Raw genomic sequence first — 12440 nt, 5'->3', positions numbered from 1 at the left:
GGTGCCTGTCAGAGGGCCGCCTCGGACAGTTCCTGGCGCAGGACGGCCAGGTCCTCGAGCGAGCGGGGTCCGGCGTGGACCCGGCGGGCCACCGAGCGGGCCAGTCCGCCCGGGTCCGCCGCCTGGAAGACGTTGCGTCCGACGGCGACGCCGAGCACGCCGGACTCCATCGTGCTGTCGATGAGGTCGAGGAACTTCCCGGTGTCCTCCAGTACACCGCCGCCGGCGGTGACGACCGGGATCGGGCTGGCCGCGACGACCTCGCGCATCGTCAGGGGCGAGCCGGTGTACGGCAGCTTCACGATGTCGGCGCCGAGGTCGGCCGCGACGTTCGCGGCGTGGGCCAGCAGGACCGGGTCCCTCGGGTCGGTGATGCGGGGGCCGCGCGGATAGACCATCGCGAGCAGCGGCAGGCCGTAGCGTGCGCAGTGGCCGGCGACCGCGCCGAGGTCGGTGAGCTGGGCGGCCTCGGTGTCCGACCCGAGGTTGATGTGCACGCTGACGCCGTCGGCGCCCAGGGCGACCGCCTCTTCCACGGCGCCCACCAGGATCTTCGCGTCCTTGTCCGGCGCGTGCTGTGTGCTGCCGTTGAGGTGGACGATCAGTGCCATCCGCCCGAGCGCGTCGGCCGGCAGGAACCTCACGCGCCCCTTGTGGACGATGATCCCGTCCACCTCGTTGGCGGCCATTTCCTCGACGAGTTGTGCGAATCCGGCAGCGGAAGCCACCGGGCCGTCGGCCAACGAGTGGTCGAGCGGAACCAGGAACGTCGTCCCGGAAGCCGAGTGGACAATTCGCTGAACTCGACGATCCTTTCCGGTCCAGCCGTATACATCGGTCATTTCATCAACACCCCGTCCCAAACCCAGATGACCAGATCAGTTGTCCGGTGCGCATTCGACGCGCTTTCTGCGGAAGTTTTTCTGCGGTGTTTCCGGTGTTGCCTCAACGACCAAACCAAGGAATTCACCGGCCCGTCAAGCCCTGCATTTTTCTCGCTTTTCAGTGTTTGGCGCGGGCTACTTCTGCCCGGGCGGCTGCGCCCGGCGCTGCGACACGCGCACGGCAAGGTCCTGCCATGCCCGCACGCTCGCCTGCGCGAGTTCCGCGACGAAGTCGAGACAGTGGTCGGGCAGGTCGAGGACGAGCCCCTCCTGCGCCTGCGGGTCGATGGCGGCCACCGCGAGGATGCTCAGCAGCAGGCGGCCGGACTGGTTGAACCGCAGGGAGGGATCGGTGCGCAGGGAGCGCAGCAGCGCGGTGGACCGGTCGAGCTTGCCCTGCCCCGAGGGCGCGGCCTGCGCGCGCCCGGTCTCCGCGTGGCGCGCGGCCGGGAGGCGGCGCTGACCGGGGATCACGGCCCTGGCCTCCCGGTGGAGCTGGTCGCGCACGTCGCGGACGGTGCCCGGGGACACGCCGGCCACCGCGCTCACCGCCCGCAGGGAGGAGGCGGGTTCACGCAGGAGCATCTCCTTGGCACGCTCCCGCCCGGCGGCGGTGCTGACGGGCCGCACGCGCCCGTCCCTGCCGAGCCTGGCCTGCCCGCCGGACCGCCCGATCGCCTCGCGCAGGGCGGCGATCGTCTTGGGCGAGAGCCCCACGGCCGACGCTATGGCCCGGTTCGACCAGCCCTCCTGCTCGCACAGGATGCGGGTGCCCGCCGCCTTCCGGTCGGCCAGCGACAGCGGCAGTCCGTGCCGTACGTTCAGCCGGACCGCCAGAACGAAGGCGCTCGCGTCGTCGCCGTCGAACCAGCGCGCCCGGATGGCCTCCTGCCCCCGTAACCGGGCTGCACGGACCCGGTGTACGCCGTCGATGACCCGGTTGGTGCCGCGCTGCACGACGATGGGCGGCAGATCGGCCTGCGATTCCGCCAGGACCCGTATGTGCTCGCCGTTCTCCCCCGCGGAGCGCGGCGAGTGGGACAGATCGAGGTCCGCGACCGGTATCCATTCCGTTTCCGTGCCGGCGTACCGCGCCTCGGCGTCCACGCGGTCCGGCGGGTGAATGCGCGCGTCCCGTCGCTGGAGCACTGCTTCACTGTCTGCCACGTTCGACCACTCCTCAGCCACACCTGCCGCTGCCGGTCAGGGGCCGCAGAGTCTGTGCGCACTCAGACGGACCCAGCACAAGAATACCTTCGCCAAGGTATCTTTTACAGCGCTCCGCGACACCCCTGCCGGCGGTGTGCAACCGGGGATTTCCCCGGTTGCACACCGCCGGCGGACAGGGGGCCGTGCCGGCGGGCAGAGACCACGGGGCCGCCGCACGGCCTCGGGGGCGGATCGTGCGACGGCCGCCGGGGGCAGCGCAGCCCGGGCCGCCCGCGGTGCGGTGACGCGAGCGCACGGACACGGACACGGACCCGGACACGGACCCGGACACGGACCCGGACGCGGTGCACGGCGATTTCCACGGGAATCACCGCGCCCGCCCGTACGCGAGTAATTCCGAACGGCGTCGCCGACACAATTCCCCACCCCCGCCCCACCACCCCGCGACAGCCTGGCGCCCATTTCTGTCCGCACGCTAAGCTGACCGCGCCTTGGCCACCGGAGCCCTCTGCTCCCCTGCGCCGGCCCGGCCCGTGGCGGCCCTCTTCGGCTTTCAGCCGGGCTCATGTGCCGGAAAGAATTCGCGGTCACAGAAAGGCGTGGTCATGGGTAATGATTCACCAGGCACCACTGTGCGCGCTTCCGCAGGGAAAACCCGGAAGGAGCGTATTGCCGGATTGTTCCGGGCCGAGCCGGAACTCGCCGACAGCATGCCGGTGGCCGGCGTCTTCGAGGAGAGGGCCGGACGCGGGCCGCGCCTGTCCGAGATCGTCGAGCGCACCCTTGCGGCATACGCCGGCCGGCCCGCACTCGGCGAGCGCGCCAGGCAGTACGTCAGCGTGGACGGCCGCGTCACCGCGCGGCTGCTGCCCCGGTTCGACACCATCTCGTACGGCGAGCTGTGGTCACGGCTGGGCGCGGTCGCCGCCGACTGGTACCACCACCCGCACCACCCGCTGCGCGAAGGTGACTTCGTCGCGATCCTGGGCTTCGCCGGCACCGACTACACCACGGTCGATCTGGCGTGCGCTCAGGTCGGGGCGGTCGCCGTGCCCCTGCACACCAACGCCTCGGTCGACCACATCCGCCACCTGGTGGCGGAGGCCGCCCCACGCGTCTTCGCCACCAGCACCGACCGGCTGGCGACCGTGCTCGAAGCGCTGGCCGGGCAGAGCCGCGTCCACCGGATCCTCGTCTTCGACCACCACCCCGAGCTCGCCGAGCACCGGGAGGCGCTGGCGGCCGCCGAGCGGCTGCTGGACACGACAGGTGCCCCGGTGTCGCTGGAGCTGCTGTCCGACATCGTCGGCCGCGCGGGCTCGCTGCCGCCGGTGCCCGAACTGCCGCCGGACAGCAGCGCCGACGGCGCGCTGTCGGCCCTCATCTACACGTCGGGCAGCACCGGCACGCCCAAGGGCGTGATGTTCCCGGAGTCGACCGTGTCCCTCATGTGGCGCCCGCCTGCGGGGGCCGACAACCAGTACCCGCTGATCACCGCCAACTTCCTGCCGCAGAGCCACCTGGTCGCCAGGAGGCTGGTGATCAAGACACTGGCCACCGGCGGCACCGCGCACTTCGTGGCCGACAGCGACCTGTCCACCCTCCTGGACGACCTGGCGCTGATCCGGCCGACCGAGATCGCCATGGTGCCGCGGGTCTGCGAACTGCTCTTCGAGAGCTACCACGCCCAGCTCAACCACCGCGCGGCACGCGGCGAGCTGCACGACGCCGACCACGCCGAGGTGATCGCGCATCTGCGCGACCACGTGCTGGGCGGGCGGGTCATCCACGCCCCCTGCGGGTCCGCCCCGCTCGCCCCGGAGCTGGCCGCCTTCCTCCGCGACGCCCTCGACGTCCCGCTCCTGAACAGCTACGGCACCACCGAAACCGGCCTGGTCATGCTGGACCACCGCGTGCAGAGCCCCCCGGTGCTCGACTACAAGCTCGTGGACGTACCCGAACTGGGCTACTCCACCGCCGACTCTCCCCATCCGCGCGGCGAACTGCTGGTGAAGACCGCCCTCATCACCCCCGGTTACTACCGGCGTCCCGACGACACCGCCGAGGTGTTCGACCAGGACGGCTACTACCGCACCGGCGACATCATGGCCGAGACCGCGCCCGGCGAACTGGTCTACGTCGACCGGCGCAAGAACGTACTCAAGCTCTCCCAGGGCGAGTTCGTCGCGCTGTCCAAGGTGGAGGCGGCGCTCGTCGCCAGCCCGCTGGTGCGGCAGATCTTCGTGTACGGCAACAGCTCCCGTGCGTACCTGCTCGCCGTGGTGGTGCCCACCCCCGAGGCGATCGCGCAGGCGGGCGACGAGGCGGCGCTGAAGGCGGCGGTCAGCCGGTCGCTGCACAGCGTCGCCGCGCAGGCCGGACTGGCGCCGTACGAGGTCCCGCGCGACCTGATCGTCGAGACCGTGCCGTTCAGCCAGGACAACGGTCTGCTGACCGACTCGACCAAGCAGCTGCGTCCGCGGCTGAAGGAGCGGTACGGCGAACGGCTCGAACAGCGCTACGCCGGACTCGCCGCGGGTCAGGCCGCGGAGCTGCGCGCAGTGTGGCAGGACCACGACCGCCCGGTGGCCGAGACGGTCGCCCGCGCCGCGCAGGCGCTGCTGCCGGGGCTCGATGCCGAGCCGGACCCGGAGCAGCGCTTCACCGATCTGGGCGGGGACTCGCTGTCGGCGCTGTCGTTCGCGAACCTCCTGCGGGAGGTCTTCGGCGTCGGGGTCCCGGCCGGAACCGTCCTGGGACCGGCCAACACCCTGGGCGAGATCGCCGCCCATGTGGAGCGGCTGCGCGGCGCCGCCGGGGCACAGCGGGCCACCTTCGCCGCCGTGCATGGCGAGCACGCCGCCTCGGTGCGTGCCGGGGACCTCACTCTGGACAAGTTCATCGACGCTGCGGCCCTCACCGCGAGCACGGCACTGCCCCCGCCGGCCGGCGAGCCGCGCACGGTGCTGCTGACCGGGGCCAACGGCTACCTCGGCCGTCTGCTGTGCCTGGAATGGCTCGAACGCCTGGCCCCGGTGGGCGGCACGCTGGTCTGCCTGGTGCGTGCCGCCGACGACAGCGCCGCCCGGCGGCGTCTGGAGGAGGCCCTGGACAGCGGGGACACCGCGCTCAAGAGCCGCTTCGCCGAACTGACGGCCGACGGCGCGCTGCGCGTGCTGGCGGGCGACATCGGCGCGCCGTGCCTGGGCCTGAGCGAGCGGGACTGGCAGGAGCTGACCGCCACGGTGGACCTCATCGTGCACCCGGCGGCGCTGGTCAACCACGTGCTGCCGTACCGGGAGCTGTTCGAACCCAATGTGGCCGGCACCGCCGAGGTCGTCCGCGCCGCCCTGACCACCCGGCTGAAGCCGGTCGTGTATGTGTCCACCGTGGCCCTGGCCGCACATGGCACCGCCGCCGCGTCCGAGGCCACCGACATCAGGCAGGACAGCCCAAAGCGCGCGATCGACGACCGGCAGGCAGGCGGCTACGCCACCAGCAAATGGGCCGGCGAGGTGCTGCTGCGCGAGGCCCACGACCTGTGCGGGCTGCCGGTGACCGTGTTCCGCTGCGGCATGATCCTGGCGCACGCCCGGTACACCGGGCAGCTCAACGTGCCGGACACCTTCACCCGCCTGCTGCTGAGCCTGATCGCCACGGGGATCGCGCCCGAGTCCTTCTACAGCGGCGCGCAGGACGGCCGGCGCCCGCGGGCACACTACGACGGGCTGCCGGGGGACTTCGTCGCCGCCGCCGTGGCCGCCCTGGGCTACCGGAACGCCGAATTCCGGACGTTCCACGTGGTCAACCCGCACGACGACGGAGTCTCGCTGGACACCGTGGTCGACTGGCTGGCCGACAGCGGAACCACCGTCCGCCGGGCCGGCGGCCACCGGGAGTGGCGCGAGCAGTTCGAGGCCGCGCTGCAGACGCTGCCCAAGGCGCAGCGCCCGTACTCCCTGCTGCCGCTGATAGCCGCCTGGCGGGAGCCGCTCACCCCTCGCACGACGTCGGCGCTGCCCGCCGAGCGGTTCCGCGCAGCGGTGCGCACCGCCGGCATCGGCGCCGAGCAGGACATCCCGCACCTGTCCCGGCCGCTGATCGAGAAGTATGTGGCGGACCTGCGGCACCTGGGCCTGATCCCGTAGAACCCGTCCGCCCCGGGAAGTGACGGTGCGCCGCTTTGCGCAGCGACGGGCGCCGCAGGAGCCGGCGCAGTGCGCGGGCCCCTGCAGGAGTCCGCCGCCGGGCCCGGCCAGAGCACTGCCGCCCGGGAAGGACACGGGCGCCGGACTCCGCGCCCGCCCCGGCCCGCCCCGGCCCGCGGCGGCCGGGGCGCCCGGAGCGCGGCAATGGCGGGATATCGCCGCGCTCCGGTGACACCTGGATAAGGTCATGTCAATGCGGCCGGCGGCGCGCCACCATAGAACATACCTTTGGAAAGGTTTTCATCCGGGGAGGCTCAGCATGGTTCAGAAGCGTGCAGTGCGTACACGGCAGCAGGTGCTCGACGCGGCGGCCGAGGAGTTCGCCGCGTACGGCTACATGGGCACGACGCTGCTCGATGTGGTCAAGCGCACCGGCATGACCAAGGGCGCGCTGTACGGTCACTTCTCCTCCAAGGAGGAGCTGGCGGCGGCGCTGGTGGAGGAGGCCGGAGCCGAGCTGAGCCTGCGTGCCGCGCGGGCGGGCCGGCCGGGACCGGCGGCGGTCGACACGCTGCGCGAGACCGTCCTCGACCTCACCCGGCACCTGCGCCAGGACGCGCGGGCCCGGTCCGCGTTGCGGCTCGCCGTGGAGGTCCCCTGTCTGGACCGCAACGACCACGGGCTGGTGGAGCGGATCTGCCTGCCACTGGCCCGTGCCGTCGCGCAGACGCAGGCCGGCGGCGGGGGCCCGGACGGACTGCCCCCGCAGGCCGTGGCCCGCCTGCTGATGTCGGTCTTCTTCGGGATCCCCCATCCCGTGCCCGGCGACGACGCCGACGCGGCGCGGCGGTTCGACGACCTGTGGGCGGCCGTGTCCGCGCCGGCGCCGGGCTGAGGGGCGCCAGGGGCCCGTACCCGCAGGTGAGGTGCGCCCGCCTCCGCACCGGCGCGGACGGATCCCTCCCCCGCCGCGCCGGGGGGAGCGGGCGCGTGCCGAGGACCTCCGCCCGCCCGCAGGGCCGGTCAGGCACCGGCCCTGCGGGACTCCTGCCCGCGCTGCTCCCGCGTGGGGCGCAGGAGGGCGGGGACGTCGTCCACGGCCTGCGGGTGCAGCACCCGCGCCCGCGGCAGCCGCGCCCGCAGCTGCGCCGATCCGCCGACGATGACCGGGTTGCCCACCTCCGCCAGCATCGGCAGGTCCGAGACGTGGTCCCCGTACGCGTAGCACTGCGCCGGGTCCACGGCCGGCCGGCTGCGCAGCATGCCGCGGACCGCCGCGCGCTTCGCCTCTCCGATACAGGGATCGCCCACGAGCCGGCCGGTCAGTACTCCGTCATGGATCCCGGGGACCGAGCACAGCAGGCCCGTCGCCCCCACCTCGGCGGCGATGGGCGCAAGGACCGCAGGGAACGATCCGGACACCAGGACCACCGTGTCCCCTGCGTCGCGGTGCAGTTCCAGCGCCCGGCACGTGGCGGCCAGGTAGAAGCCGGGAGCCCCCGACCGCTCGGCGTACCAGGCCTCGGCCAGCTCCTCGACCCGGGCGGCGGGCTCGCCCGCCCAGGTGCGGTAGTACAGGCGGTTCACAGCTTCCCGGGGAGCGCCGGCGGACGTCCGGCGGGACAGGTCCCGGCGGACGTCCGCCGCGTGGCGGGCGCCCGGAGTTCCGCGGGTGCCGCAGAAGTAGTACGCGAGGAAGTCGAACATCGACTTCACGGCGATGAGTGTCTCGTCGACGTCGCTGAACACCAGGCGGGCCGGCCGGCTCACCGCGGCCCCCACGGCATCGGCGCCGACCACTCGCCCCCGCCCCAGGCGGCGTACGCGCCGGCCGCGGCGTCCAGCCGCAGGGCGCCGTGCGCCGCCACCGTGTGCATGTCCCGCCAGGCCCGCTGGACCTCGCTGGTGTCGTCCCGGGCATGGACACCGCCCGTCCTGAACAGCCGTTCGACGACCTCCACCAGCAACTCGGCCGCCACCGCGGCGTCGCGCCGGTTGACCGCCTCGACGCGTGGCGCGGTGGGCTCGGCGTCGGCGCTGGCTCCGGCCCGGCCCAACAGCAGGGCCACGGCGTCGATCTCGCCGGCGGAGCGCGCCAGCACCCGCTGGACGGCCGGGTCGCCCAGGGCCGCCGGGCGCCCGGCGGACGGGGTCGTCGCCCAGCGCGTCCAGGACCGCAGAGCGAGCCGGGCCGCGCCGAGCGCCGGCGCGCAGAACATCGGGCTGCCGGCCAGATACGCGGGCGCCTGGCGTGCCGGAGAGGCGCCGGGCTCGACGACGGCGGCGAGCACGTCGCCCAGCGGGCAGGCGCGCCGGCCAGGGACGAACACCCCGCGCACGTCGACGGAATTGCTGCCGGTGCCGCGCAGCCCGGTGCTGCGCCAGGTGTCGCGCACGATCACCTCGGAGCGCGGCACCGCCAGGACCCATGCCCCGGCCTGCGCCGGACCGGCGGGGGTGGCACCGGCCGCGACCGGGGTGTCCTCGGCCGGGGCCGCGAGCAGGACCCAGTGGGAGAAGTCCACGCCGCTGACGCAGTCCCACCGGCCCTCCAGCAGCCAGCCGCCCGGGACCGGGCGGGCCGCTCCGGCGGGCGGGGCCAGGGCCGCAGCGATCAGCGTGTCGGGGCCCCTCCCCCACAGCTCCCGCTGTCCTTCTTCGGGCAGCCTGGCGGCGTACCGCCCGTGCGCGGCCCAGAGCATGCCGCACCAGGCGGCCGAGGGGCACTGTCCGGCGATCAGCGCCGTGGCGGTGATCAGGTCGGCGAAGCCGCCTTCCCGGCCGCCCCATCGGCGGGGCACGAAGTGACGTGCGACACCCGCCTCTTTGAGCGCGGTCACGACCTCGGGAGCCAGCCGCCGGTCCCGGTCCGCCGCCCGGGCGGCACGCCCTGCCGCCCGGGCGGCACGCAGCACGGCGTCCTCGGCAAGCGTGCCGCCCGTCCGCTCCGGAAGGGAGAGGCGGGATCGCCGCCCTTCTTGCGGCTCAGCATGATCGAGCATCATTGAGCTCCTTGTCGAGCCGGACAGGGATATGGAAAAATACTTTCTTAACGGTTTCTTACTCGGAGGTGCGGATGCCGCGAGAGCAGGAACGCTCCCTGCGTGCCTGCACGCCGGCGCACGTCCCGACACGGGAGGCACTCGCGGCCATGAAGGGCCCACTGACCGACGCCGCTTCGCGTCCGGGCGTCAGCCGGCCGACGCGGTCCGCACACCCCGCAGGGTGCGGCGGACCTCCGGCTCCCCGGTACACCGCAGAACGCGGCAGCGGCCGAGGAAGGCCCGCCGGCCGGCGCTCACCGCTACACCGCCGCGCCGGAGCCGACCGTGTCACGGGAGAAGGCGGCCTTCCCGGGCGCGGCGGGCAGGACCCGGGGCAGCCACTCCATGGTGACCGTGGCGACGGTGTCCTCCCGCTGTACGGCCGTGACGCGCAGCCGCGTGACGTCCGACGCGCTCGCCGGCGGCTGCAACTCGGCGCACAGCCGCACCGGTTCGTCGAGGCCGGCGAAGGCCGGGCAGTCCACCCGGACGGCGCGCAGTACCGCTCCCGCGGGAGCGCCGTGGCGGCGGTGGACCAGGCGGTGGCCCAGCTGACGGGCGCCCTCCAGGGTGACCATCAGCGGTATGTGGTCTCCGGGGTGGTCGAAGAGCACGGCGTGGTGAAGATCGACCAGCAGCCGCCACTCCCCCGCCTCCGTGCGGCCCAGCACGCTGTCCTTGGCCCGCAGACGGCCGACGTCGGCCGCAGGCAGGCGGGTCGCGGCCAAGTGCCCGACGCGGGCGGCCCCGTCACGGCCCTGCCCCTGCGCCCCCCGCCAGCGGAGCCGCCGGTACAGCTTCTCGTCGACGGCGCAGACACTCAGCCCGGCCCGGGCACACTCGCGCCCGGCCACGGACACCACTGCCTCCACCTGCATACCGAAGCGCCGGGGCGGTCTGTTCGCCACCCACGACCACCGGGCGTCCAGGGTGACGTGCAACGGGGTGCCGCCGACCACCAGCGCCTCGTGGTCCGTGATCTCGAAGTGGGTGTCGCTGCCGACGAAGCGGTGTCCCAGCGGGATCCCGCAGTACTCGTGCGCCAGGTAGACCACGGCCTGACGCACCGTCTCGGTCAGCAGCAGCGGATCGGACACGCCCTGAGCGTCGGGATAGTACAGCGCATGGTCCCGGGGCCACTGGGCTCCCACGAGGAACCGGCCCTCGCTCACCTGCAGGGCGTCCGTGATGAAGACCTCCGCGACCGCGGCCCGGTGGACCAGTTGCCGGGAGACTGGTTGAAGAAACTTCAAGGAGGCATCCACAACTGCGGTGCCCGTTTCGCCTGGGACCCTGGTCGACAGTTCGTACAACTGGTCCATGGTCTGTCCCCCATCAAGTTCGGGAATACCGTGATGGCGCGATGAGAAAATATACCTTCGCAGAGGTATCTTGCAAGGGAACTATCTCGTGCGGGCATGCGCACCAGGCACCGCCGAAACGTACGGAAGAGGGATCATGAGCAAGCATCTCCGGACAGCCGCCGCGGCCAAGGCCGCCCCGCGGGAACTCAAGCAGGAACGGGCCGGCCGCACCCGGAGGCAGCTCCTCGACGCAGCCGCCACGGCCTTCGCCGCAAAGGGGTTCCCCGCCGTCACGCTCCAGGACATCGCCGACCTCGCCGAGGTGACCAAAGGAGCCGTCTACTTTCATTTCACGAACAAGGAGGCGGTGGCCGTGGCGGTCACCGAGGAGTTCTACACCCAGTTGCCCGCCATCGCCGAATCGGTCACGGCCAGGCAGCTCCCGCCGCTCGACGCGGTCGCCGAGCTCCTCCTGCAGACCGCGGCCGCCCTGCGGGACAACCCGGTGATGCAGGCCGGTGCCCGCCTGCAGATCGAGCGGAACCTGGTCGACGCCGACCTGCCGACGCCGTTCAGCGGGTTCACCCAGCTCATCACCGAACTACTGACACAGGCCCAGGACGAGGGCACGCTGCGGCCCGCCACCGACATCGCCTCCATGGCGCGGGTCGTCGTCGCCGCGTTCTTCGGCAGCCAGCACATCTCCTGGGTCCAGCACAACCGTGAGGATCTCACGGACCGCGTACAGGAGATCATCGACATCGCCCTCCCCCGCCACACGTGATCTTCGCGCCCTCCCGGCCGCCCACCGCAACAAGGAGAGCCCTTCCCATGTCTGTCCTCACCCTCCCGGTCGTTCCCCTCGGCACCAGCGGCCCGTCAGTCGGCGCGCAGGGCCTGGGGTGCATGGGCTTCAGCGAGGCCTACGGACCCAGCACACCGGCCCAGGCACAGGAAACCCTGCAGGCCGCCCTCGACGCCGGCGTCACCATGTTCGACACCGCCGACCTGTACGGGAACGGCGGGAACGAGGTGCTCCTCGGCCCCTTCGTCCGCGCCCACCGCGAACGGGTCTTCCTCGCCACGAAGTTCGGCATCGTGCGGCAGCCGGGCCAGCGGACCTGGAACCAGGTCCGCGGCGACCGCGCCTACGTCCGCCAGTGCGCCCACGCAAGCCTGAAACGCCTCGGCATCGACACGATCGACCTGTACTACGCGCACCGCCGCGACCCCTCGGTCCCCCTGGAAGAGACCGTCGGCGCAATGGCGGAGCTCGTCCACGAGGGCAAGGTCCGCCACCTGGGGCTCTGCGAGGTGACCGGCCCCGAACTGCGCGCGGCCCACACCGTCCACCCGATCACCGCACTGCAGTCCGAGTGGTCGCTCTTCAGCCGCGACGCCGAGACGTCGGCGGTCCCCGCGGCCGCGGAACTCGGCGTGGCATTCGTCGCGTACTCGCCCCTCGGCCGCGGCCTGCTCACCGGCGCGCTCCCCGACAGCAGCCACCTGAGCACGGGCGACACCCGGTTGACGATGCCCCGGTTCACCGGCGAACAGGCCCGCACCAACCAAGCGCTCCTCGACACCGTCCGCACGATCGCCGCGGACCACGCCGCAACCCCCGCACAGATCGCGCTGGCCTGGCTGCACCAGCAGTCCCGCGTCCACAGCCTCACCGTCCTGCCCATACCCGGCTCCCGCAGGTCCTCCCGGCTGCGGGAGAACGCCGCGGCGGCAGCGCTCACCCTGTCCGCGGCCGGACTCCAGGCACTCGAACCGCTGGCAGCGCAGGTGGCCGGCACCCGCTACGCGGACATGAGCAGCACAGCAGCGGCCCGCGAGTGACCCGCCGCGGCGGCATGCCCCGTGCCGGCCCCCGGCCAGGGCCCC

General features: G+C 72.9%; 9 protein-coding genes. 4 read left to right on the top strand and 5 right to left on the bottom strand.

From position 1 onward, the window contains the following. Window positions 1-8: 8 nt before the first annotated feature. Both SSP29_RS46555 and SSP29_RS46550 read right to left on the bottom strand, forming a co-directional pair. Window positions 9-842, bottom strand: coding sequence for a 2-amino-3,7-dideoxy-D-threo-hept-6-ulosonate synthase (locus SSP29_RS46555; protein WP_089107058.1), 834 nt, complete (start codon window positions 840-842; stop codon window positions 9-11). 177 nt (window positions 843-1019) lie between these two features. After that, window positions 1020-2051: a ParB/RepB/Spo0J family partition protein gene (locus tag SSP29_RS46550; protein ID WP_167450181.1), complete on the bottom strand. Its 1032-nt coding sequence runs from the start codon at window positions 2049-2051 to the stop codon at window positions 1020-1022. A 608-nt stretch (window positions 2052-2659) separates the two neighbouring features. On the opposite strand from SSP29_RS46550, the gene car reads away from it, so the two are divergent. Further along, complete coding sequence (gene car / locus SSP29_RS46545; protein WP_089107056.1) at window positions 2660-6202, top strand: carboxylic acid reductase; 3543 nt, start codon at window positions 2660-2662, stop codon at window positions 6200-6202. A gap of 319 nt (window positions 6203-6521) precedes the next feature. After that, the gene (locus tag SSP29_RS46540; RefSeq protein WP_245883556.1) at window positions 6522-7097 is read left to right on the top strand and encodes a TetR family transcriptional regulator; all 576 of its coding nucleotides are present in this window, start codon (window positions 6522-6524) and stop codon (window positions 7095-7097) included. 128 nt (window positions 7098-7225) lie between these two features. Here the strand turns inward: SSP29_RS46540 and SSP29_RS46535 are convergent, their stop codons facing one another. The 3 genes from SSP29_RS46535 to SSP29_RS46525 form a co-directional block, all read right to left on the bottom strand. After that, the gene (locus tag SSP29_RS46535; protein WP_089107087.1) at window positions 7226-7972 is read right to left on the bottom strand and encodes an HAD family hydrolase; all 747 of its coding nucleotides are present in this window, start codon (window positions 7970-7972) and stop codon (window positions 7226-7228) included. After that, entirely contained in the window at window positions 7969-9204 is a 1236-nt protein-coding gene (locus SSP29_RS46530) for an acyl-CoA dehydrogenase family protein (protein ID WP_089107086.1), read from the bottom strand. The genes SSP29_RS46535 and SSP29_RS46530 overlap by 4 nt, the downstream gene beginning before the upstream one ends. Window positions 9205-9506: 302 nt before the next feature. Then, entirely contained in the window at window positions 9507-10499 is a 993-nt protein-coding gene (locus SSP29_RS46525; protein ID WP_167450180.1) for a ScbA/BarX family gamma-butyrolactone biosynthesis protein, read from the bottom strand. 205 nt (window positions 10500-10704) lie between these two features. Between SSP29_RS46525 and SSP29_RS46520 the strand changes: the two genes are divergently transcribed. Further along, the gene (locus SSP29_RS46520) at window positions 10705-11334 is read left to right on the top strand and encodes a ScbR family autoregulator-binding transcription factor (RefSeq protein ID WP_089107053.1); all 630 of its coding nucleotides are present in this window, start codon (window positions 10705-10707) and stop codon (window positions 11332-11334) included. 47 nt (window positions 11335-11381) lie between these two features. After that, entirely contained in the window at window positions 11382-12395 is a 1014-nt protein-coding gene (locus SSP29_RS46515) for an aldo/keto reductase (RefSeq protein ID WP_089107052.1), read from the top strand. Window positions 12396-12440: the final 45 nt, after the last annotated feature.

This window comes from Streptomyces hyaluromycini, from assembly GCF_002217755.1.
Taxonomy (GTDB): Bacteria; Actinomycetota; Actinomycetes; order Streptomycetales; family Streptomycetaceae; genus Streptomyces; species Streptomyces hyaluromycini.
The sequence above is the reverse complement of the archived record's forward strand: the minus strand, read 5'-3'. Positions and strand labels throughout refer to the sequence as shown.

What these genes read in the sequence shown, in the direction of transcription:
- SSP29_RS46555 (WP_089107058.1), bottom strand. Translation starts at nt 842, where the DNA reads ATGACCGATGTATACGGCTGGACCGGAAAGGATCGTCGAGTTCAGCGA.
- car (WP_089107056.1), top strand. Translation starts at nt 2,660, where the DNA reads ATGGGTAATGATTCACCAGGCACCACTGTGCGCGCTTCCGCAGGGAAA.
- SSP29_RS46540 (WP_245883556.1), top strand. Translation starts at nt 6,522, where the DNA reads ATGGTTCAGAAGCGTGCAGTGCGTACACGGCAGCAGGTGCTCGACGCG.
- SSP29_RS46530 (WP_089107086.1), bottom strand. Translation starts at nt 9,204, where the DNA reads ATGCTCGATCATGCTGAGCCGCAAGAAGGGCGGCGATCCCGCCTCTCC.
- SSP29_RS46520 (WP_089107053.1), top strand. Translation starts at nt 10,705, where the DNA reads ATGAGCAAGCATCTCCGGACAGCCGCCGCGGCCAAGGCCGCCCCGCGG.
- SSP29_RS46515 (WP_089107052.1), top strand. Translation starts at nt 11,382, where the DNA reads ATGTCTGTCCTCACCCTCCCGGTCGTTCCCCTCGGCACCAGCGGCCCG.